The sequence below is a fragment of the Aurantimonas sp. A2-1-M11 genome (assembly GCF_036549475.1).
Classification (GTDB): domain Bacteria; phylum Pseudomonadota; class Alphaproteobacteria; order Rhizobiales; family Rhizobiaceae; genus Aurantimonas.
Window position 1 is genome coordinate 71,027 of the sequence record NZ_JAZHLI010000001.1, and the last position, 20,910, is coordinate 91,936.

Here is a 20,910-nt window from a genome sequence, read left to right on the forward strand (position 1 = left end):
CCCTGCGGCGATGCGGCGCAACGATCGCGCCGGGATATCTGACAGTTTCGACATGAGAACGGGTTCGACAGCCACACCATGACAGCGACGCGCGAATCTTCCGCCGGACAGGACCGGCATGACGGGCAGGATGCCCCCGATGACGGCATCTCGGCGCGCAACGTCACCGTGACCTATCGCAACGGCCACACGGCGCTGCACGACGCGACCTTCCAGATCCCGCGCGGCACGATCACCGCGCTGGTCGGCGTCAATGGCGCCGGCAAGTCGACCCTCTTCAAGGCGATCATGGGCTTCGTCCCGGCGGCGCGCGGCGAGATCAGCCTGCTCGGCCGTTCGGTCCGCCAGGCCCTGCGCGAGAACCTCGTCTCCTACGTGCCGCAATCGGAGGAAGTGGACTGGGCCTTCCCGGTCCTCGTCGAGGACGTGGTGATGATGGGCCGCTACGGCCACATGGGCTTCCTGCGCCGTGCCAGCCGCGCCGACCACGAGGCCGTCGACCAGGCGCTCGGCCGCGTCGGCATGCAGGACCTGCGGCTTCGCCAGATCGGCGAACTCTCCGGTGGTCAGCGCAAGCGGGTGTTCCTGGCCCGCGCCCTTGCCCAGGACGGCCAGGTGATCCTGCTCGACGAGCCGTTCACCGGCGTCGACGTGAAGACCGAGGAACAGATCGTGGCGCTGCTGCACGAGTTGAAGGCGGAGGGCCGGGTCATGCTGGTCTCCACCCACAATCTCGGCTCGGTGCCGGAATTCTGCGACCGTGTCGTGCTGGTCAAGGGCACGGTGCTGGCCTACGGGCCGACCGAGACGGTGTTCACCCGGCGCAATCTGGAGCGCGCCTTCGGCGGCGTGCTGCGGCATGTGACACTGGCCGGCACCGCGCTCCACGACGACGACGATCCGCGCGAGCTGTCGATCATCACCGACGACGAGCGGGCCTTTGTCCATTATGGCGAGCCGCACGTGCCGGCCGCGCCCGGCCGCGGCCGAAAGGGCGGTGAGAGCACATGATCGCCACCCTGCTCGAGCCGTTCCAGTATGGCTACATGACCAACGCCATGTGGGTTTCGGCGCTTGTCGGCGGCGTCTGCGCCTTCCTGTCGGCCTATCTGATGCTGAAGGGCTGGTCGCTGATCGGCGACGCCCTCAGCCATTCGGTCGTTCCGGGCGTGGCCGGCGCCTTCATGCTCGGCCTGCCCTTCTCGCTGGGCGCCTTCATCGCCGGCGGACTTGCGGCGGGGGCGATGCTGTTCCTGTCCGGCCGGTCCGGGCTGAAGATCGACGTGATCATCGGCATCATCTTCACCTCATTCTTCGGGCTCGGCCTGTTCATGGCCTCGATCAGCCCGATGTCGGTGTCGATCCAGACCATCGTCATGGGCAACATCCTCGCCATCACGCCCGAGGACACGCTGCAGCTGGCGATCATCGGCACCGTCTGCCTCGTCGTGCTGCTCGCCAAGTGGAAGGACCTGATGGTCACCTTCTTCGACGAGAACCATGCTCGCTCGATCGGCCTGCGGCCCGACCTCCTGAAGGTGATGTTCTTCGTGCTCCTGTCCGCCGCCATCGTCGCCGCGATGGTGACGGTCGGGGCGTTTCTCGTCATCGCCATGGTCGTGACCCCCGGCGCGACGGCCTATCTGCTCTGCGACAGGTTTCCCCGCCTGATCGCCTTGTCCGTCGTGATCGGCGCCGTGACGAGCTTCGTGGGGGCCTATGCGAGCTTCTTCCTGGACGGGGCGACCGGCGGCGTCATCGTGACCCTGCAGACGGCCATCTTCCTCCTCGCCTTCGTCTTTGCCCCCAAGCACGGGATGCTCGCCGCGCGGCGCAAGGCCGCCGCGGCCCTCGCCGCGCCGCGCCCGGACATGGCGCCGGGATCGAGCGAGGAGGCAGCCTGATGATCGACCAGTTTCTCCTGCCGTTCCAGTTCCCGTTCATGCAGAACGCCTTCCTCATCGTCCTGATGGTGGCGCCGCCCACCGCCCTCCTTTCCTGCTTCCTGGTGCTGAAGGGCTGGGCGTTGATGGGCGACGCGGTCAGCCACGCCACGCTGCCGGGCGTCGTCCTCGCCTGGGTGTTCAACATTCCGCTGATCATCGGCGCCTTCGTCGCCGGCATGACCTGCGCGCTGCTGACGGGCTATCTGGCGCACAACAGCCGGGTGAAGCAGGACACGGTGATGGGCGTGGTGTTCTCCGGCATGTTCGGGGTCGGGATCATCCTCTACACCTCGATCCACACCAACGAGCATCTCGACCATGTCCTGTTCGGCAACATGCTGGGCGTCGGCTACCAGGATCTCCTCACATCCGGGATCATCGCCCTCGTCGTCTCGGGGCTGCTGCTGCTGAAATGGAAGGACCTGCTGCTCCACGCCTTCGATCCGGCGCAGGCCAGGACCTCCGGGCTGAACACCGGGCTGCTGCACTACGGGCTGCTCGTCAGCCTGTCGCTGACCATCGTGGCGACCCTGTCCTCGGTGGGCCTGATCCTGGCCGTGGCGCTGCTGGTGACGCCGGGGGCGATCGCCTTCCTGCTGGTGCGCAGCTTCGGCCGGATGCTGGTCGTGTCGGTCGCGGTCTGCGTCGCGGCGATGCTGACGGGAACCTATCTCAGCTTCTTCCTCGACAGCGCCCCGGCTGCGACCATCGTCCTCGTGCTGTCGGCGATCTTCGTCCTCGCCTTCGTCAACCGCCTGCGGATCACCCGCCGGCACTCGCGCCGGGCCGGCGAGGAAGCTGCCGTCGCGACGGCGCCGCAGGCCGCCGAATAGAAGCCTGTCCGGTGAGGTCGCGATCGGGGCCGGCAGGCACGAGAGCGGACGGATGGATGGGACGCCGCGAAGGGCGCGGGTGCACCCTTCGCGGCAATCTGACTCCGGCGAACCCTGGCTATTTTGCGTGGGCGCCGTGATCCATGCCGTCATGGCCACCATGGGCCGGCGCCACCGCCGGCGCGCGGGCGCCCATTCCCTCGACCGCGAGTTCGGTCTCGACCGTGCCGGCCTTCTCGAAGGTCAGCGTCAGCGGCACGCGGGCGCCCTCGGCCAGCGTCTCCTTCAGGCCCAGAAGCATCAGATGATAGGCGCCCGGCTCGAGCGCGACCGTGGCGCCGGCCGGAATGGCCAGGCCATCCTCGAGCTGGCGCATGCGCATGATGTCGCCATCCATGTCCATCGTGTGGATCTGGACCTCCCCGGCGACGGGGGTCGAGCCGCCGAGCAGGCGGTCGTCGGTGGTGCCCTGATTTTTGATCACCATGTAGCCGCCGCCGACGGCGGCGTTGGGCGCGGTGGCACGGCTCCAGGGATGGGCGATCGACAGTTCGCCGACCTTGTAGTCGTGGGCGGAAACGGCCGTCACAAGGCCGAGCGTCAGGGCTGCGGCTGCAGCCAGCGTGATACGGATAGACATGGAACACTCCATTCGAACAGGAAAGGCAGGGCCGCGACGAGCGTCGGGCCGTTTCGTTCAGACGGAGTGAGAAGGGGGACCACGCTGCAGGGCGAGCCCGCGAGGCGGCGCGCGCGGGCCCATCGCATCGATGCGCGTCGGCCATGCGGTGACGTGGCCGGCCATCGGGACGGCGATCGCATAGGACCCGCCCGCAGCCGGCACCGGAAGGGCGGCGCCGTGGCCGCAACCTGCCGCACAGGGGCAGTCGGTGCAGCAATCGTGATCACCGTTCTCGCCGGCCCCGGCTGTCCGCGTCTCGAAACTGTCGCCGACGCAGATCACGGTCATGCCGGCCGCCACGGACGCATCCATCCGCGCGCAGGAGAATGCCGACGCCGCCGCCTGCCCCACCAGCAGCTGGGTCAGGATCAGCATGGCCGCGAGGGCAGCGGAACGGTCCGCAAGGAAGCGCCGGAGCGTGATCATCGCCGGCTGATATCATGCGGGCGATACCAGGAGTAGTCTGCTCGCAGCAGACGAGAACCGTCGCGAAAATGCCGTCGGTCGCGGTAGATCGCCGCTAGCCGATGACCTAAGCGTCGGCGCGACCGGCAACCGACAGAATGGTGGTTTCGACATGACAGACGGGCTCCAGTCCATCTACTTCGCCGACCCGATGTGCTCCTGGTGCTGGGGTTTCGCGCCGACGATCGCCAGGATCCGGGAGACCTATGGCGACGCGCTGCCGATCCGGGTGGTGATGGGCGGTCTGCGGCCGGGAACCGAAGAGCCGATGACGGCGGCGTCCCGCTCGGAGATCCGGCACCATTGGGAGCATGTGCAGGAGCGATCGGGCCAGGCCTTCGATTTCGGCTTCTTCGACCGCGAGGGCTTCGTCTACGACACCGACCCCGCGGCCCGCGCCGTTGTGGCGGTGCGCGCAGAGGACCGCAGCCTGGAACTGCCCTATCTCGAGCGCGTCCAGAGAGCCTTCTACGCCGAGAATCGCGACGTGACGCAGCCGGAGGTGCTGGCGGATCTGGCGGCCGAGATGGGGCTGGAACGCGAGCCCTTCCTGATGCGGCACGGGTCGGAGGCGGTGCGCGACGCCACCCGTCTCGATTATGCCACGTCGCGCAATGCCGGAGTCCAGGGCTTTCCGACGCTGGTCGTCGGACCGAATGCGGAAGGCACCTACACGTTGCTCACCCACGGCTATCGCAGCCCCGACGAACTCATGCCGCTGGTGGCGAAGGTCATCGCCGCCCACGCCCACAGCTGAGCCGACCGGGGAAGCGCCCGGCGGCAGGTCAGGCCGCCAGGCGCATTCTCGATCGTGCCGCGCTATTTCGCGGCGGCCGCGTCGGCCCCGATCTTGTCCTGCGTCTTCGTATCGAAATCGGAGGCGTCGTGTCGCTCGTGAAGCTGGCTCGACGGCTCGCCGACCACGCGGTTGACCATCCGGCCGCGCTTGACTGCCGGACGGGCATGAACCGTCTCGGTCCAGCGCTGGACGTTCTTGTAGTCCTCGACCTGCAGGAACTCGCCGGCGTCGTACAGAAGCCCCTTCGCCAGTGCGCCATACCAGGGCCAGATCGCCATGTCGGCGATCGTGTAGTCCGGCCCCGCCACGAATTCGCTCTCCGCCAGACGGCGATCGAGCACGTCGAGCTGGCGCTTCACCTCCATGGCGTAGCGGTTGATCGGATATTCGTACTTGACCGGCGCATAGGCGTAGAAATGGCCGAAGCCACCGCCCAGGAACGGCGCCGAGGCCATCTGCCACTGCAGCCAGGACAGGCATTCGCCCCGGGCGGCGGCGCTCGTGGGAAGGAAAGCGCCGAACTTTTCGGCCAGGTAGATCAGGATCGCGCCGGATTCGAACACCCGGATCGGCGCCTCGCCGCTGCGGTCGCACAATGCGGGGATCTTGGAGTTCGGGTTCACCTCCACGAAACCGGTCGAAAACTGGTCGCCGTCGCTGATCTGGATCAGCCACGCGTCGTATTCGGCGCCGTCATGCCCGGCCGCCAGAAGCTCCTCCAGCATCACGGTGACCTTCACGCCGTTCGGCGTCGCCAGCGAGTAGAGTTGCAGCGGGTGCTTGCCGACCGGCAGCTCCTTCTCGTGGGTCGGACCGGCGATCGGGCGGTTGATGCTGGCGAACTTTCCACCGCTCGCCTTGTCCCAGGTCCAGACGGCAGGCGGTGTGTAGTCGGCATTGTCGGTCATCGAACGTCTCCAATGGTCATGATGTCGGGGCAAGGACTCCCGGCGGCAGGCACTGCCGATACGCGTGGCGGGCGAATGGCCGAGGCGGCCCGGATCCTTCGAGGCGTGGAAGTCAGGGGGATCCTTCGGCAGCTGTGGGATCGCTGCGAGTCGCGGCTTTCGCCACCTGGCCTCGCTCGGGACGGAACACCGGCACCGGCAGCCCAGGAACTCGCTGATCGTCCTTTGCAGCTCGCAGGACCCTGCGTGGGAGGCGAAGTATAGGTGCGCGCCATCATGTCTCAAGCAGCGTCGCGGCCTCGCATCCGTAACGGTGCGTCCGCCCTTTCGCGACAGCATCGGGTCCGTCTGCGAGAATGCCGGCGTGCATCCGATGCCCCCTCCACAGGGTCGGGGCGCAGATGCCACGCCTGCCGGGAGGCGCAAGGCAGAGCATGCAACGGAGGCAGCCGCCATGCGGGACACCGGTCCGGGGCGATGCCATCCCTCCTGCGTCTCCGGCGGATAGGAGTGCCACCGATGTTCGACCTGCCCGGCCTGACGCTCACCTATCTGCTCTGCGAATGGGCCATCCGCCTCGTGATGATCGTGGTGATCCCCTCGCGGCGTCCGCCCGAATCGGCGCGCAGCTGGCTGCTCCTGGTCCTCTTCCTGCCGATCCCCGCGCTGATCCTCTACCGCCTGATCGGCCGCGCCAGCTTTCCGCCCTGGCGCAAGGCGCGCTTCGCCCGGACGGCAGAGGATCGCGCCCGGGTCGCTCGTGACCTCGCCGATCCCGACATGGCCACCGACCGCCTGTCCCGCCTGAGCGAGGCGCTGGGCGGATTTCCCGCCTGCGCTGGCAACAGGGTCGCGCTTCTGACCGATTACGACGCGACGATCGACGCCATGGTGGACGCCATCGACGGCGCCCGAACGCAGGTGCATCTTCTTACCTACATCTTCGCCGACGACCGGACCGGGCTGAAGATCGCCGATGCGCTGGGGCGGGCGGTCGCCCGCGGCGTCGCGGTGCGGGTGCTGATCGATGCGCTGGGTTCGCGGCCATGGGCCGGGCGTAGCCTGGCGATGCTGGCGGCGCGCGGCATCGATGCCCGGCTCGTCCTGCCGGTGCGGTTCGCAGCCCTGCGGCGGGCGCGCAGCGACCTGAGAAACCATCGCAAGCTCTGCCTGGTCGACGGGCGGGTCGCCTTCGTCGGTTCGCAGAACATCGTCGACCGCGACTTCAAGCCGGGCATCCGCAACGACGAGCTCGTCGCCCGCGTCGAGGGGCCCGTCGTGGCGGCCCTGGAGGCGGTCTTCGCCGGCGACTGGTTCCTGGAGACCGAGATCCGGCTCGACCTCCTCCCTGTCCCTGACCCGGCCGGCGATGCCGTCCTGCAGGCGATGCCGAGCGGTCCCGATTTCGGCGTGCCGGGCTATGAAAGGCTGCTGATAGAGCTGATCCACAGCGCGCAGCACCGCGTGGCGATCGTCTCGCCCTATCTCATTCCCGACGAAGCCCTGCTGACGGCGATCGACAATGCGGTGACCCGCGGGGTCGAGATCGACCTCATCGTGTCGCATGTCGTCGACCAGCGCCTCGTCAGCCTGGCCCAGCGCTCCTATTACGACGAGCTTCTGGCGACGGGCGTGCGCCTCTACCGGTATCGCGATCACCTGCTGCACGCCAAGAACGTGACCATCGACGGCAAGATCGGTGTCGTCGGCTCCAGCAACACCGACGTGCGCTCTTTCATGCTCAACGCGGAGATCAGCCTGATCCTCCACGACGCGGATGCCAGCCGCCGCCTCGACGCCGCCCAGCGCCAGTACATCGGGCTCAGCGATCCGCTCACCCTGTCGGACTGGCGTGGGAGACCCCGCGGCACGCGTCTCTTCGAAAACATGGCACGGCTCGTGAGCCCGCTGCTCTGATCCGACACCGCTGCCAGCCCGGCCGCACGCGCTAGGCTCGGGCGTCGTCCGCGACGTCCTCCTCGGCGACGGCGTCTCCCCAGGGCGAGACGATCTCCGTCGCGCCCCAGTTGGTGGTGCCCTGCCGAGCGACGCCGGACGGACAGGCGAAGGCATAGGGAAAAACGGTCCTGGGTACGGTCTCGACCCGATGCGTCTCCCGCAGGGGCGCAAGGTCGGCAACCGACATCGCCTCGTCGGCGATCACCATGTCCCCGCCCGACACGTCGATGCGCGGTGCGTGGAAGGCGGCGTCGAGGCCGTCCCCCTCGGCCAGCATGTGGCGGGCGAGCTGGAACACGGCCGGCAGGATCTTGCGCCCGCCCGACGCGCCGAGGGCAAAGCGCATGTCGTCCCGTTCGCCGAGCACCGGACAGACGTTCATCAGGCAGCGCTTGCCGGCGGCCAGCGCGTTCGGCCCACCCGCTTCGGGATCGAACCACATGATGCCGTTGTTGAGGAGCAGCCCGGTCGAGGGCGAGACGACCCGCGCGCCAAAGACCGAGAGCAGCGTCTGGGTCATGGCGACCATGTTGCCGTGCCGGTCGACGATGGAGAAATGCGTCATCGAACCGGGCGCGGCCGGGCTGTCGTGATCGCCCATCCGCGCCAGGCGATCGGCATAGGCGCCGGTCAGCACCGTCGCGGTCGCCGCCAGCACCTCACCGCGGTCCCGCACCGGCCCGTCTGCCTCAAGCCGCACGAAGGCATTGGCGAAGGTTGGCCCCGCGGTCAGCTCCGGCGTGGCGTGCAGGCGTCCCCCGAGGGCGTCGAAGGACAGCGGTTCCTGGATTTCGGCGTGGTAGGCGGCGAGGTCGTCGAAGGCCAGCGAGCCGCCCTTGTCGGCGACGTCGCGGACCAGTTCGCGGGCGACGTCGCCCTCGAACATCTCGCGCGGCCCGTTCTGCGCGATCGCCTCCAGCGTGTCGGCCATCCGGCCCATGGACAGGCGAATGTCGGTGAGCGCGGTCCAGCCGCCGACGGGCGGCCAGACGCCGTCGTCCAGAAACAGCGCGGCGGCATCCGGGTCGCGGGCCAGCGACCGCGCGGCCGAGGCGATCATAAGCCCCGCATACCAGTCGACCTTCAATCCCTCCCGGGCCAGTGCCGCCGCCGGCCTTACGAGGTCGCCCCATGGCATGCGCCCCCAGCGCCCGTGGGCCATGCCGATGCCGTCGACGACACCCGGCACCGCGACCGCCGTCGCGCCCTCGATGTTCCGGTCCCCGACCACCCGCTTCCAGGGAAACAGGTCGCCCGCCCGCCCGTCGCCGGCCAGCGGAAACGCCCGCGGATCGAGGCCGGCCGGCGCGCGCATCCCGTAATAGACGGCATAGGGGCGCGTCTCGTCGGCCCGCCACACCATCATGGCGCCGCCACCGGCCGGGCCGCTCATCCACGGCTCCAAAACACCCATGCCGAAGGAAACGGCGGTCGCCGCGTCGAGCGCATCGCCGCCATCGGCGAGAACCTGCGCGCCCAGCTCCGCGACCCGGCGATGCTGTGCCGCGACGATGCCGGTCTGCGAGGCGCGCGCCGGCTTGCGGACGATCTGCGAGCGGGAGAAATTGTTCATGGCGTTCTCCGGAAGGCTGGCTGGGAAGGATCGGTTTGCGGTTGCTGCCGCGGTGACGATGCGGGGCGGGCCTGTCAGCCGACCCCGTTCGCGGCATCAAGAAGCGGGGGGATGATCTCGGCCTCCAGCCGCTCGCGGGTCCAGGCCGTGCCGCTGACCGAACAGTGGATCGCGCCGGCCGTGCTGTGGTCGCCGCCAACCGCCACCGCCACGCCGAGCTCGTTCATCTGCAATTCGTTCTCGGCGATCGAATAGCCGGTCTCCACGGCGCTCTCGACGAGCGCGCCGATCTCGCCCCGGTCCATCGTGGTCGCCGGCGTGAACCGGCGCATCGGCCATTCCTCGACGCAGGCACGCCGCGCCTCAGGCCCGCGTCGCGCCAGCAGCACGCGGCCACTCGACGTGTTGAGGGCCGGAACGCGGCGACCGATGATCGCCGCACTGAAGCTGGTGCGGGCGCTGGGCAGGCGCACGATATAGACGATGTCGGAGCCGTCCAGGCGCGAGAAGTTGATGGTTTCGCCCAGCTGCTGGTGCAGGTCGATCAGCTTCGGCATCGCCGTGTGCACCAGTTCCTGGGACCAGAAATAGGCGTTGGCGAGCTCGGTCATGCGGATCGACGGGCTGTAGCGCCGGGTCGTCGGGTCCTTGTCGAGATAGCCGAGGCGGGTGAAGGTGGTGACCAGACGCTGGACGCTGCTGCGATCGAGGCCGGTGGCATCGGCCAGTTCGGTCAGGCCCATCCGCGAACGCTCGGGAACGAAGGCCTCGAGCAGCTTCATCGCCTTTCCCAGCGAAGCCACAAAATGGCCGTCGCTCCGGACTTCCCTGTCTGCCTGCATGCTGCGCTGCACACTATTTGATCAATTCGGAGTGTTGACTGAATCGTAGCCGTGTTCCTACGATACCACAATCCGCAAACGGTTATCGCGATGCGATAATCCGTGCGGACGTCCCGGCCCCCGAGCCCTTATCTTCGGAGACGCATTGATGTCCTTCTTCTCTGCCGCTTCCACGTTCCGACCGACGCGCCTCTTGCGCTCGGCGTTGCTCGCTTCCGCTGTCGCCGTGACAGGGATGGCGGGCGGCCACGCCTCCGCCCAGGAAATCCGCGCCGTGATGCATTCGGGCATCCGCGTGCTGGACCCCGTGATCACCACCGCGCACATCACGCGCAATCACGGCTACATGATCTACGACACGCTGCTCGGCATGGACGAGAACCTCACGCCGCAGCCGCAGATGGCCAGCTGGGAGGTCTCGGACGACAAGCTGACCTACACCTTCACCCTGCGCGACGGCCTGACCTGGCATGACGACACGCCTGTCACGGCGGCCGACGTCGTCGCATCGCTGAAGCGCTGGGGCGAGCGCGACGGCGGCGCCCAGATGATGATGAAATACGTCGCGAGCCTGGAGGCCAAGGACGACAAGACCGCCGTCCTGACGCTGTCCGAGCCGTTCTCCTACGTGCTCGAACTGATCGCCAAGCCGTCCGGCCTGCCCTCCTTCATCATGCCAGAGCGCGTCGCCCAGACGCCGTCGGGCGAATCGATCACCGACTATACCGGCTCCGGCCCGTTCACCTTCGTCGAGGACGAGTTCGAGCCCGGCGTCAGGGCCGTCTACGAGAAGAACGCCGACTACGTGCCGCGCGACGAGCCGCCGAGCTGGACCGCCGGCGGCAAGGTGGTCAATGTCGACCGCGTGACCTGGGTGGTCATGCCGGACGCCCAGACCGCCGTGAACGCCATCAATGGCGGCGAGATCGACTATCTCGAGCAGACGCCGACCGACCTGCTGCCGCTGCTCCAGGGCAATCCCGACCTGACGGTCATGACCCTGGCCGATTTCGGCTACCAGACCATGGGCCGGCTCAACTGGCTATATCCGCCCTTCGACAAGGTGGAGATCCGCCGGGCCGCCATGGCCGCGCTCGGCCAGGAGCCGATCCTCGCCGCGCTGGTTGGCAATCCGGAATACCAGGATACCTGCGGGTCCATGTATGGCTGCAACACGCCGTTCGCGACCGAGGCGGGCGACGAGTTGATCATGAAGGGCCCGCAGCCCGAGGTCGCCAAGAAGATGCTGGACGAGGCCGGCTACGACGGCACGCCGGTCGTCCTGATGCAGCCGACCGACGTCGGCTCGGTCGGCCCGCAGCCCGTGGTCGCCGCCCAGCTCCTGCGGCAGGCCGGCTTCACCGTCGACATGCAGCCGATGGACTGGCAGACCCTCGTCACCCGCAGGGCGAGCCAGGCAGCGCCTGCGGACGGCGGCTGGAACATGTTCTTCACCAACTGGATCATCCCCGAGGTGTGGAGCCCGCTCAACAACCCGATGCTGAACGGCGGCGGCAAGGAGGCGGCGTGGTTCGGCTGGCCGGACGACCCGAAGCTGGAAGAGCTGCGCGTCGAGTTCGCCAAGGCCGGCGACGAGGCCGAGCGCAAGAAGGTGGCCGAGGAGATCCAGGCCCACGCCTATGACGTGGTCAACTACATTCCCGTCGGCGAGTACCGGATCCCCACGACGATCTCCAACACGCTGACCGACGTCATGAAGATGCCGGTTCCGGTGTTCTGGAACGTCAAGAAGACCGACTGACCATGCCCGTGACGCCGCGTCGCTGACGGCGCGGCGTCACCCGTTCCCTTCTGCAGCGCCCTGCGCCGCGAGGCCCGACACATGCTTGCCTACATCTTCCGCCGCGTCCTGGCCTCGGTTCCGGTCCTGATCGTCGTGGCGCTGTTCGTCTTCCTGCTGCTGCGCCTGACCCCGGGCGACCCGGCGGCGATCATCGCCGGCGACATGGCCACCCCGGAGCAGCTCGCGCAGATCCGCCAGAGCCTCGGGCTGAACGAGCCCCTGGTGACCCAGTTCATCACCTGGAGCGGACAGCTTCTCAGCGGCGATTTCGGCCGATCGCTGATCTCGCGCACCCCGGTCCTGACCCTGATCGGCCAGCGGCTGGAGCCCACCCTCAGCCTTGCCATCGTGACCATGGTGATCACCCTGATCCTGTCGATCCCGATGGGCGTGCTGGCCGCCTGGCGCCACGGCACGCTGACCGACAACGTGATCATGGCGATCTCGGTGCTCGGCTTCTCGATCCCGGTCTTCGTCACCGGCTACATCTTCATCCAGATCTTCGCGATCGATCTCGCCCTCCTGCCGGTCCAGGGCTTCCGGAGCGTGTCCGACGGCATCGGGCCGTTCCTGGCGCGCATCATCCTGCCGGCCTTCACGCTGGCCACCATCTACATCGCGCTCATCGCGCGCATGACCCGCGCCGCGATGCTCGACGTCCTCGACGAGGACTATGTCCGCACGGCGCGGGCCAAGGGCCTGTCCGAGCGGATCGTCCTCTTCCGCCACGCGCTGCGCAACGCCGCCGTCCCGATCCTCACGGTCGTCGGCACGGGCTTTGCGCTGATGATCTCCGGCGTCGTCGTCACCGAGAGCGTCTTCAACATTCCGGGTCTCGGGCGGTTGACCGTCGATGCCATTCTCGCCCGCGACTATCCGGTCATCCAGGCGCTGATCCTTCTGACCAGTGGCATCTACGTCGTGATCAATCTTCTGATCGACATCTCCTACGCGTTCATGGACCCGAGGATTCGATACTGATGGCCAGGAGAGACGCCCTGCCCCACGCAGCCGAGCCGGTGATCAAGCGCCGCTTCCTGCCCCGCATCGAATTGTCGGATCTGCGGTTCGCGCCGACGCTGGCGGCGATCTGCCTGGCGGTGATCGTCATCTGCGCGCTGTTCGCGCCGCTCATCGCGCCCTTCGACCCGATCGCGATGAACCCGATGGAGCGCCTGGCTACGGCCAGCACCACCCATCCCTTTGGGACCGACGCCTATGGCCGCGACGTCTTCTCGCGCACCCTCTACGGCGCCCGCATCTCGCTGATCGTCGGCGTTGGCGCTGCCCTGGTGGCGGTGCTGATCGGCCTGCCGCTCGGCCTCGTCTCCGGCTTCTTCCGCTGGCTCGACGCCATCCTGATGCGGATCATGGACGGGCTGATGGCGATCCCAAGCGTGCTCCTGGCCATCGCCATCGTCTCGCTGGCCGGTTCCAGCCTGTGGACCGTGCTCATCGCCATCACCATCCCGGAGATTCCGCGGGTGGTCCGGCTGGTGCGCTCCGTCGTGCTGTCGGCGCGCGAGGAACCCTATGTCGAGGCCGCCATCGCCGTCGGCTCCAGCCTGCCGAAGATCATGTGGCGGCATCTGACGCCCAACACCATCGCGCCGCTGATCGTGCAGGGCACCTATGTCTGCGCCTCGGCCATCCTGACCGAGGCAATCCTGTCCTTCCTCGGCGCCGGCATCGGCACGGAGACGCCGTCCTGGGGAAACATCATGTCGGAGGGCCGGCTCTACTTCCAGCTCAAGCCCTCCCTGATCTTCTGGCCGGGACTGTTCCTGTCGCTCGCCATCCTCTCGATCAACATCCTCGGCGACACCGCCCGCGACGTCATGGACCCGCGCCTCGGCAAGAAGAGGGAGGCCTGATGAACGACCATCGCGAACAGGGCACGGCGGCCGCCGCGACCAATGGCGATATCCTCGTGGTCGAGGACCTCGTCGTCGAGACGAAGGGCCGGAACCCCGCGACGATCCTCGACCGTATCTCGCTGCGGGTCGGCCCCGGCGAGACCGTCTGCCTCGTCGGCGAAAGCGGCTCGGGCAAGTCGGTGACGTCGCTCGCCACGATGGGCCTCTTGCCGAAGGGCGCGCTCGCCGCCCGCTCCGGCCGCATCCTCGTCGAGGACGAGGACATCCTGACCGCCAGCGCGTCGCGGCTGCGCCAGTTGCGCGCCACCCGCATGTCGATGATCTTCCAGGAGCCGATGACGGCGCTGAACCCGGTGATGACGGTCGAGAGCCAGCTGGAGGAGGTGCTGAGTGCCCATGCCAGCATGAGCGCCGCCGAACGCCGCACGCGCATCCGCGACATCCTCTCGCTGGTGCGTCTGCCGGACGTCGACCGGATGTGCCGTTCCTATCCGCACCAGCTCTCCGGCGGCCAGCGCCAGCGCGTGATGATCGCCATGGCGCTCGTGCTGGAACCCAAGCTGCTGATCGCCGACGAGCCGACGACCGCGCTCGACGTCACCACCCAGAAGCAGATCCTGAAGCTGATCCGCGAGATCCAGGAGCGCCTCGGCACTTCGGTCCTCTTCATCACCCACGACATGGGCGTCGTCGCCGACATCGCCGACCGCGTCTACGTGATGCGCGCCGGCGAGATCGTCGAATCCGGGCCGATCCGGTCCATCCTCACCGCGCCGACGCGGCCCTACACCCGCGACCTCCTGACCGCTGTGCCGGCCCTGCGGCCGCGCGACGCGCGTCCCGCAGGCTCCCGCGAGATCGTCCTCGAGACCACCGAACTCGGCATGACCTACAGCCAGGGTTCGCTGTTCAGGAAGCGGGAGGGCACCGTCGCGGCAAAGAACGTCAACCTCGTTCTCGGGCGCGGCCGCACCCTCGGCATCGTGGGCGAGAGCGGCTCCGGCAAGTCCACCGTCGCGCGCTGCGTGATGCGGCTGATCGAGCCGACCGCCGGCAGCATCCGCCTGCGCGGCTCAGACATATCGGGCCTGTCGCGCCGGGCCCTGCGGCCCTGGCGCAAGCGCATCCAGATGATCTTCCAGGATCCCAACCGCTCGCTCAACCCGCGCCTGACGGTCGGCGACAGCATCACCGAGGGGCCGATCAATTACGGCACCCCGCCCCGCAAGGCCCGCGAGCAGGCCCAGACGCTGCTGGAACTCGTCGGGCTTCCCAAGGACGCCATCGACCGGCATCCGCACCAGTTCTCGGGCGGCCAGCGCCAGCGCATCGCCATCGCCCGCGCCCTCGCCATGGAGCCGGACGTCCTCGTCGCCGACGAGGCGGTCTCGGCCCTCGACGTCTCCGTGCAGGCGCAGGTCCTCGACCTTCTCGACGACATCCAGGCACGGCTCGGCGTCGCCCTCCTGTTCATCACCCACGATCTGCGGGTCGCCGCGCAGATCTGCGACGAGGTCGTGGTGATGCAGAACGGGCGGGTGGTCGAATACGGCCCGACCGCCGAGGTGCTGGGCAATCCGCGCGAGACCTATACGCGCGAGCTGATCGACGCGGCCCCGGGACGCTACTGGGACTTTCCGAACTTTCGTCCCCTGCCCGGCGCGGCAGGCTTCAGGGATACGACCGTGCCGGCATGACAGACCACGCGAACGCAGCGCCCGCCCCGCGCATCGCGGTGGGCGGCTTCATGCACGAGACCAACACCTTCGCGCCCACGAAGGCCGACTACGCCGCCTTCGAGCATGGCGGCGGCTGGCCGGCCCTCGCCGAGGGGCCGGCGATGATCACCGCCACGCGCAACGTCAACATGGGCATCTGCGGCTTCGTGGCGGAGGCCGAGCGGCGCGGTTGGCAGCTCGTGCCGACCCTGTGGTGCGCGGCGGTCCCCTCGGCCCATGTCACCGAGGACGCCTTCGAGGCGATCGCCGGACGGATTGTCGATGCCATCGCGGCGGTGCTTCCGGTCGACGCGGTCTATCTCGACCTGCACGGCGCCATGGTCTGCGATCATCTCGACGATGGCGAGGGCGAGATCCTGGCGCGGGTGCGCCGGGTCATCGGCCCCGGCGTGCCGCTGGTCGCCAGTCTCGACCTGCATGGCAACGTGACGGCGCAGATGGTGGCCGAGAGCGACGTGCTGGTCGCCTATCGCACCTATCCCCATGTCGACATGGCCGAGACCGGGCGCCGTACCGCCGAGCAGCTGGCGCCCCTGCTCGCCGGCGAGCGCCACGCCAAGGCATTCCGGCAGATCCCCTTCCTCATCCCGATCGCATGGCAGTCGACGACGATGGAGCCGAACGCCGCGATCTACGGCGGCCTGCCGAAGCTGGAAACCGGCGCGGTGGCCAGCGTGTCCTATCTCTGCGGCTTTCCGGCCGCCGACATCCCCGATTGCGGGCCGTCCGTCCTCGCCTATGGAAGCGACCAGGCGGCCGTCGACGCGGCGGCGAATGCCATCGCTGCCAGGGTCGTGGCGGCGCGCACCGCCTATGCCGGCAAGGCCTTTGCGCCGCTGGACGGCGTGCGCGAGGCCATGCGGATCGCCGCCGGCGCCTCGCGCCCCGTCGTCATCGCCGACACCCAGGACAATCCCGGCGCCGGCGGCGATTCCAATACCACCGGCATGCTGAAGGCGCTCGTCGCGGCCGATGCGAAGCGCGCCGCGATCGGCGTGATGTTCGACCCGCAGGCAGCGGCCGCCGCCCATGCGGCCGGGGTCGGCGCATCGGTCGAGATCACGCTGGGCGGCGCAGCCGGCGTGGCGGGCGACACGCCGTTCACCGGTGTCTTCCAGGTCACGGCCCTGTCCGACGGCGACGTCGTCGCGTCGGGGGCCTTCTACGGCGGCGCGCGCATGCGGCTCGGCCCGTCCGCCTGCCTGGCGATCGGCGGCGTGCGCGTCGTCGTCGCCTCGGCCAAGGCGCAGATGGCCGACCGCGAGATGTATCGCTTCGTCGGCATCGAACCGGAAGGCGAGGCCATTCTCGTCAACAAGAGCTCGGTGCATTTTCGCGCCGATTTCGCCCCCGTCGCCGAGACGATCCTGACCTGCACGGCGCCGGGCCCGATGCCGCTGTCGCCGGCCGACCTGCCCTTCCGCCGGCTTCGGCCGGGCATCGACCTGTCGCCCGCGGGGCCGGCCTTCGATCCCCCGCCTTCCTGAGCCGCCATGAATGAATGTGGCCGCGTTGCCGCGGCCGAGACAACGAGGAGCCCGACCATGACCATCATTCCCGAGATCAAGAGCTTCGCCGAAGAGCTGACGGCGATCCGACACGATCTGCACGCCCATCCGGAGATCGGCTTCGAGGAAAAGCGCACCGCCTCCGTCGTCGCCGAGGCGCTGAGGAGCTACGGCGTCGACGAGGTTCATGAGGGCATCGGCGGGACCGGCGTCGTCGGCATCCTGCGCGGCACCGGAGGCGAAGGCCGCACCATCGGGCTGAGGGCCGACATGGACGCCCTGCCGATGGAGGAGTTCACCAACCTGCCCTACCGCTCGACCAATCCGGGACGCTTCCATGGCTGCGGCCATGACGGACACACGACCATGCTGCTCGGCGCGGCCCGCTATCTGGCCGCCCATCGCGGCTTCAAGGGCACCGCCATGTTCGTCTTCCAGCCCGCCGAGGAGGGTCTGGGCGGGGCCCGCGCGATGATCGCCGACCGCCTGTTCGAGCGCTTTCCCTGCGACGAGATCTACGGACTCCACAACATGCCCGACCTGGAGCTCGGCGAGGTCGCCGTGTTTCCCGGCAAGGCCATGGCCGGGGCGAAGTTCTTCGACATCAAGATCAAGGCGCGCGGCAGCCATGCCGCCATGCCGCACAATTCCAAGGACCCGATCGTCATCGCCATGGCGCTCGGCCAGAGCCTGCAATCGATCGTCAGCCGCAACGTCAACCCGTTGCAGCCGGCGGTCCTGTCGATCACCAAGTTCGCCGCCGGTTCGGCCTACAACGTGATCCCCGAAGAGGCCGAACTTGCCGGCACGATCCGCTATTTCCACGACGATGTCGCCGCGCTCGTCGCCACCCGCATCCGCGAGATCGCGGCCGGTCTGGCGACCAGCTACGACTGCGAGATCGCGGTCGACATCCGCGACGTCTTCTCGGTGCTGGAGAACCACGAAGCCGAGACCGAGGCGCTGCGCGAGGCGGCCGTCGAGATCGTCGGCGCGGACCAGGTCTACACCGATCCCCGGCCCACCATGGGCAGCGAGGATTTCGCCGACATGCTGCAGGCCGTGCCCGGTTCCTATTGCTGGGTCGGCCATGGCGGCACGATGCCCCTGCACAATCCCGGCTTCGTCCTCGACGACGCGGTCCTGCCGATCGGCTCCAGCCTTCTGGCCCGCATCGTCGAGAAGCGGCTTGCGGCCTGACCGGCCCTCGAAAGTTTTCAGGAAAGCGAGAGTGACGATGGACGTGACCAAGATCCCGCTGGATGCGGAAACGATGCTGACCGGGCTGAAGCGCTGGGTCGAATGCGAGAGCCCGACCTACGACAAGCCGTCCGTCGACCGGATGATGGCACTGGCGGCCGAGGACATGCAGGCCATGGGGTTCGAGGTCGAGACCATTCCCGGCCCCGAGGGCCTGGGCAATTGCGTCCGCGCCGCCTTCCCGCACCCCAAGGCGGGCGAACCGGGCATCCTGATCATCGGCCATCTCGATACGGTGCATCCCCTCGGCACGCTCGAGAAGCTGCCCTTCCGCCGCGAGGGAGACCTGTGCTGGGGCCCGGGCATCTGCGACATGAAGGGTGGCAATTACGCTGCGATCAGCGCGATCAAGGCGCTCGCCGACATGGGCGTCGAGACGCCGCTGCCCGTCCACGTGCTGCTGACCTCGGACGAGGAGATCGGCACGCCCGGCACGCGCTCGCTGATCGAGGCCGAGGCGGCCAAGCACCGCTACATCCTGGTGCCCGAGCCCGCCTGGGCCCGCAACACGGTGGTCACCGGCCGCTATGCCATCGCCCGCTATCACCTGACCGCCATGGGCCGGCCGAGCCATGCCGGCGCGGCGCTGAAGGCCGGCCAGTCGGCGGTGAAGATGATGGCGCGGCAGCTCATCGCCATCGAGGACATGACCGACGAGGACTGCACCTTCTCTGTTTCCGTCATGCATGGCGGCCAGTGGGTGAACTGCGTGCCCACGATCGCGCGGGCCGAATGCCTGTCCATGGCCAAGCGCCAGGAGGACCTCGACCGGGGTGCCGAGAACATCCTCGCCTTCGACAAGCGCGAAGCGGACGGCACGGGGTTCTTCGTGGAGAAGAGCGTCGTGCGCCCGGTCTGGGAAGCCAGCGAGGGCACGATGGAGCTCTATCGGCGCGTTCGGCGGATCGGCAACGAGCTGGGCTTCGATCTCGCCCATGCCAGCGAGGGCGGCGGCTCGGACGGCAATTTCACCGGCGCCATGGGTCTCCCAACACTGGACGGCCTCGGGGTGGTCGGAAAGGACGTCCATACGCTGAACGAGCATATCGAGGTGTCCAGCCTTGCCTCGCGTGGCCGGCTGATCGCCGGGCTCCTGGCAGAACTCGGCGCATGATGCGGCACCGGGCCGGAACGCCGCGCCCGTGACGGCTGGCCGGCCGCCGCGGGACGGCGAGACGCTGACGTCCTTCGACCGGCCCGGCCATCTGCGGGCGCCGGACAGCGTCCCGGGGATCTGCGCCATGAGCGCGATGGCGCTCGTCGCGGCGATGCGGGCAAGGCGGCTGTCTGTAGCCGAGGTCGTCACCGCGTTCCTCGACCGGATCGATGCCCTCAACCCGCGCTACAACGCCATTGTCTCCCGGCGCTCCCGGGAGGCGGTCCTCGCCGACGCCGCGGCCGCGGACCGGGCGCTGGCGAGCGGCGCCGAGACCGGCCCGCTGCACGGCCTGCCGATTGCGATCAAGGATCTCTCGCCGACCCGCGGGCTGACGACGACCTTCGGCTCGCCGATCTATCGCGACCATGTGCCCGATCTGGATGGTCTTTCCACCGCGCGCATCCGCGCGGCCGGCGCGATCATCGTGGGCAAGACCAACACGCCGGAATTCGGGCTCGGCTCCCACACCTTCAACGAGGTCTTCGGCGCCACCGGCAACGCCTTCGCGCCCGACCACAGCGCCGGCGGGTCGAGCGGCGGCGCGGCCGTCGCCCTCGCCACCCGCATGCTGCCGCTGGCCGACGGCTCGGACATGGGCGGCTCGCTGCGCAACCCGGCCGCCTTCAACAACGTCTACGGCCTGCGTCCCTCCTTCGGCCGGGTGCCGAGCCTGCCGTCGGGCAACGTCTTCGAGGCCGCGCTGGCCACCGACGGGCCGATGGCGCGCACCGCCGACGATTTGGCGCTGCTTCTGGGCGTACAGGCAGGCGACGATCCGCGGCAGCCGCTGTCGGCGGGGCTCGCCGATTTGGGAACGCCGGGGATCGCGGACGGTGTGCCGATCCGGATCGGCTGGCTCGCCGATTTCGGCGGCCATCTCGCGACGGAGGCGGGCATCCTGGAGACCGGGCGGGACGCGCTGGGACGCATTCCCGGTGCGGAAACGGAAGCGGCCGATCTCGGCTTCGACGCCGAGCAGCTCTGGCAGAGCTTCGTCATCCAGCGCCATGTGGCGGTCGCCGCCCGCTACGGCCCGCTCCACGACGACGCTGCGACACGCACACTCCTGAAGCCGGAAATGGCCTGGGAGATCGAGCACGGGCAGCGGCTGTCGGCCCTCGCCTTCCAGGAGGCCTGCGAAGTGCGGACCGCATGGCATCTGCGTCTTCTCGAACTCTTCGCGCGGTTCGACTTCCTCGCCCTGCCGGCTGCGCAGGTCTGGCCGTTCCCCGTCGGCGAGCGATGGCCCAAGGCCATCGACGGCCGGCCGATGGACAGCTACCACCGCTGGATGGAATGCGTCGCTCCGGCCACCCTGTCCGGCTGCCCCGTTCTCGCTCTGCCCGCGGGTTTCCGGGATGGGCTGTCGACGGGCGTCCAGATCATCGCGCCGCTCGGCCGCGAAGCCGATCTCCTGGGGCTGGCCCGCAGGGTCGAACGCCAGGGCTGATGGCGGCGCGGCCTGCAACGCCGGACGATGTCCGCGATCGACCGCGGCCGCTGGACCGGAGGTACAGTTGACCTGAACCGAGCTGTGGAGGACCCTCCCCGTGGCG

The 20,910-nt window shown here is 68.6% G+C and carries 18 protein-coding genes; 13 read left to right on the forward strand and 5 right to left on the reverse strand.

The features are described 5' to 3' along the window. Nucleotides 1-78 precede the first annotated feature (78 nt). From VQ042_RS00340 to VQ042_RS00350, 3 genes are read left to right on the forward strand one after another with little or no spacing between them, the layout of a single operon-like run. Nucleotides 79-1,011: a manganese/iron ABC transporter ATP-binding protein gene (locus VQ042_RS00340; RefSeq protein WP_331814355.1), complete on the forward strand. Its 933-nt coding sequence runs from the start codon at nt 79-81 to the stop codon at nt 1,009-1,011. Beyond that, nucleotides 1,008-1,904, forward strand: a complete 897-nt coding sequence (locus VQ042_RS00345) for a metal ABC transporter permease (RefSeq protein WP_331814356.1) — start codon at nt 1,008-1,010, stop codon at nt 1,902-1,904. Before VQ042_RS00340 ends, VQ042_RS00345 begins: the two co-directional genes overlap by 4 nt. Continuing rightward, entirely contained in the window at nt 1,904-2,779 is an 876-nt protein-coding gene (locus VQ042_RS00350) for a metal ABC transporter permease (RefSeq protein WP_331814358.1), read from the forward strand. The genes VQ042_RS00345 and VQ042_RS00350 overlap by 1 nt, the downstream gene beginning before the upstream one ends. 118 nt (nt 2,780-2,897) lie before the next feature. Here VQ042_RS00350 and VQ042_RS00355 read toward each other — a convergent pair whose 3' ends face one another. Together VQ042_RS00355 and VQ042_RS00360 are read right to left on the reverse strand one after the other, a co-directional pair. Continuing rightward, entirely contained in the window at nt 2,898-3,419 is a 522-nt protein-coding gene (locus VQ042_RS00355) for a copper chaperone PCu(A)C (RefSeq protein ID WP_331814359.1), read from the reverse strand. A 57-nt stretch (nt 3,420-3,476) separates the two neighbouring features. Continuing rightward, nucleotides 3,477-3,887 (reverse strand): hypothetical protein, encoded by a 411-nt coding sequence (locus VQ042_RS00360; RefSeq protein WP_331814360.1) that lies wholly within the window; start codon nt 3,885-3,887, stop codon nt 3,477-3,479. A 151-nt stretch (nt 3,888-4,038) separates the two neighbouring features. Between VQ042_RS00360 and VQ042_RS00365 the strand changes: the two genes are divergently transcribed. Continuing rightward, on the forward strand, nt 4,039-4,683 hold the full coding sequence (locus VQ042_RS00365; RefSeq protein WP_331814361.1) for a DsbA family protein: 645 nt from the start codon (nt 4,039-4,041) through the stop codon (nt 4,681-4,683). Between the two features lie 62 nt (nt 4,684-4,745). Here the strand turns inward: VQ042_RS00365 and yghU are convergent, their stop codons facing one another. Continuing rightward, complete coding sequence (gene yghU / locus VQ042_RS00370; protein ID WP_331814362.1) at nt 4,746-5,633, reverse strand: glutathione-dependent disulfide-bond oxidoreductase; 888 nt, start codon at nt 5,631-5,633, stop codon at nt 4,746-4,748. Between the two features lie 519 nt (nt 5,634-6,152). Here yghU and cls point away from each other — a divergent pair. Continuing rightward, nucleotides 6,153-7,550, forward strand: a complete 1,398-nt coding sequence (gene cls / locus VQ042_RS00375) for a cardiolipin synthase (RefSeq protein ID WP_331814364.1) — start codon at nt 6,153-6,155, stop codon at nt 7,548-7,550. Nucleotides 7,551-7,581: 31 nt separating this feature from the next. Here the strand turns inward: cls and VQ042_RS00380 are convergent, their stop codons facing one another. Both VQ042_RS00380 and VQ042_RS00385 read right to left on the reverse strand, forming a co-directional pair. Next, nucleotides 7,582-9,165 (reverse strand): gamma-glutamyltransferase, encoded by a 1,584-nt coding sequence (locus VQ042_RS00380; RefSeq protein ID WP_331814365.1) that lies wholly within the window; start codon nt 9,163-9,165, stop codon nt 7,582-7,584. A gap of 74 nt (nt 9,166-9,239) precedes the next feature. Then, the gene (locus tag VQ042_RS00385; protein WP_331814367.1) at nt 9,240-10,007 is read right to left on the reverse strand and encodes an IclR family transcriptional regulator; all 768 of its coding nucleotides are present in this window, start codon (nt 10,005-10,007) and stop codon (nt 9,240-9,242) included. A gap of 148 nt (nt 10,008-10,155) precedes the next feature. On the opposite strand from VQ042_RS00385, the gene VQ042_RS00390 reads away from it, so the two are divergent. From VQ042_RS00390 to VQ042_RS00425, 8 genes are all read left to right on the forward strand, one after another. After that, nucleotides 10,156-11,769 (forward strand): ABC transporter substrate-binding protein, encoded by a 1,614-nt coding sequence (locus VQ042_RS00390; protein ID WP_331814368.1) that lies wholly within the window; start codon nt 10,156-10,158, stop codon nt 11,767-11,769. A gap of 81 nt (nt 11,770-11,850) precedes the next feature. Beyond that, a complete protein-coding gene (locus VQ042_RS00395; RefSeq protein WP_331814370.1) occupies nt 11,851-12,792 on the forward strand; it encodes an ABC transporter permease in 942 nt (313 codons plus the stop codon). Next, entirely contained in the window at nt 12,792-13,685 is an 894-nt protein-coding gene (locus VQ042_RS00400) for an ABC transporter permease (RefSeq protein ID WP_331814372.1), read from the forward strand. The genes VQ042_RS00395 and VQ042_RS00400 overlap by 1 nt, the downstream gene beginning before the upstream one ends. Continuing rightward, a complete protein-coding gene (locus tag VQ042_RS00405; RefSeq protein ID WP_331814374.1) occupies nt 13,685-15,385 on the forward strand; it encodes an ABC transporter ATP-binding protein in 1,701 nt (566 codons plus the stop codon). The genes VQ042_RS00400 and VQ042_RS00405 overlap by 1 nt, the downstream gene beginning before the upstream one ends. Beyond that, nucleotides 15,382-16,914 carry a M81 family metallopeptidase gene (locus VQ042_RS00410; protein WP_331814376.1) on the forward strand — a complete coding sequence of 511 codons (1,533 nt, stop codon included), beginning with the start codon at nt 15,382-15,384 and terminating at the stop codon, nt 16,912-16,914. Before VQ042_RS00405 ends, VQ042_RS00410 begins: the two co-directional genes overlap by 4 nt. Before the next feature lie 57 nt (nt 16,915-16,971). Beyond that, nucleotides 16,972-18,135 carry a M20 aminoacylase family protein gene (locus tag VQ042_RS00415; protein ID WP_331814378.1) on the forward strand — a complete coding sequence of 388 codons (1,164 nt, stop codon included), beginning with the start codon at nt 16,972-16,974 and terminating at the stop codon, nt 18,133-18,135. A 37-nt stretch (nt 18,136-18,172) separates the two neighbouring features. Further along, on the forward strand, nt 18,173-19,309 hold the full coding sequence (locus VQ042_RS00420; RefSeq protein ID WP_331814541.1) for a M20/M25/M40 family metallo-hydrolase: 1,137 nt from the start codon (nt 18,173-18,175) through the stop codon (nt 19,307-19,309). A 28-nt stretch (nt 19,310-19,337) separates the two neighbouring features. Continuing rightward, nucleotides 19,338-20,804 carry an amidase gene (locus VQ042_RS00425; RefSeq protein WP_331814380.1) on the forward strand — a complete coding sequence of 489 codons (1,467 nt, stop codon included), beginning with the start codon at nt 19,338-19,340 and terminating at the stop codon, nt 20,802-20,804. Nucleotides 20,805-20,910 lie beyond the last annotated feature (106 nt).

What these genes read in the sequence shown, in the direction of transcription:
- VQ042_RS00340 (WP_331814355.1), top strand. Translation starts at nt 79, where the DNA reads ATGACAGCGACGCGCGAATCTTCCGCCGGACAGGACCGGCATGACGGG.
- VQ042_RS00405 (WP_331814374.1), top strand. Translation starts at nt 13,685, where the DNA reads ATGAACGACCATCGCGAACAGGGCACGGCGGCCGCCGCGACCAATGGC.
- VQ042_RS00345 (WP_331814356.1), top strand. Translation starts at nt 1,008, where the DNA reads ATGATCGCCACCCTGCTCGAGCCGTTCCAGTATGGCTACATGACCAAC.
- VQ042_RS00390 (WP_331814368.1), top strand. Translation starts at nt 10,156, where the DNA reads ATGTCCTTCTTCTCTGCCGCTTCCACGTTCCGACCGACGCGCCTCTTG.
- VQ042_RS00365 (WP_331814361.1), top strand. Translation starts at nt 4,039, where the DNA reads ATGACAGACGGGCTCCAGTCCATCTACTTCGCCGACCCGATGTGCTCC.
- VQ042_RS00410 (WP_331814376.1), top strand. Translation starts at nt 15,382, where the DNA reads ATGACAGACCACGCGAACGCAGCGCCCGCCCCGCGCATCGCGGTGGGC.
- VQ042_RS00380 (WP_331814365.1), bottom strand. Translation starts at nt 9,165, where the DNA reads ATGAACAATTTCTCCCGCTCGCAGATCGTCCGCAAGCCGGCGCGCGCC.
- VQ042_RS00415 (WP_331814378.1), top strand. Translation starts at nt 16,972, where the DNA reads ATGACCATCATTCCCGAGATCAAGAGCTTCGCCGAAGAGCTGACGGCG.
- VQ042_RS00350 (WP_331814358.1), top strand. Translation starts at nt 1,904, where the DNA reads ATGATCGACCAGTTTCTCCTGCCGTTCCAGTTCCCGTTCATGCAGAAC.
- VQ042_RS00360 (WP_331814360.1), bottom strand. Translation starts at nt 3,887, where the DNA reads ATGATCACGCTCCGGCGCTTCCTTGCGGACCGTTCCGCTGCCCTCGCG.
- VQ042_RS00400 (WP_331814372.1), top strand. Translation starts at nt 12,792, where the DNA reads ATGGCCAGGAGAGACGCCCTGCCCCACGCAGCCGAGCCGGTGATCAAG.
- yghU (WP_331814362.1), bottom strand. Translation starts at nt 5,633, where the DNA reads ATGACCGACAATGCCGACTACACACCGCCTGCCGTCTGGACCTGGGAC.
- VQ042_RS00420 (WP_331814541.1), top strand. Translation starts at nt 18,173, where the DNA reads ATGGACGTGACCAAGATCCCGCTGGATGCGGAAACGATGCTGACCGGG.
- VQ042_RS00385 (WP_331814367.1), bottom strand. Translation starts at nt 10,007, where the DNA reads ATGCAGGCAGACAGGGAAGTCCGGAGCGACGGCCATTTTGTGGCTTCG.
- cls (WP_331814364.1), top strand. Translation starts at nt 6,153, where the DNA reads ATGTTCGACCTGCCCGGCCTGACGCTCACCTATCTGCTCTGCGAATGG.
- VQ042_RS00395 (WP_331814370.1), top strand. Translation starts at nt 11,851, where the DNA reads ATGCTTGCCTACATCTTCCGCCGCGTCCTGGCCTCGGTTCCGGTCCTG.
- VQ042_RS00355 (WP_331814359.1), bottom strand. Translation starts at nt 3,419, where the DNA reads ATGTCTATCCGTATCACGCTGGCTGCAGCCGCAGCCCTGACGCTCGGC.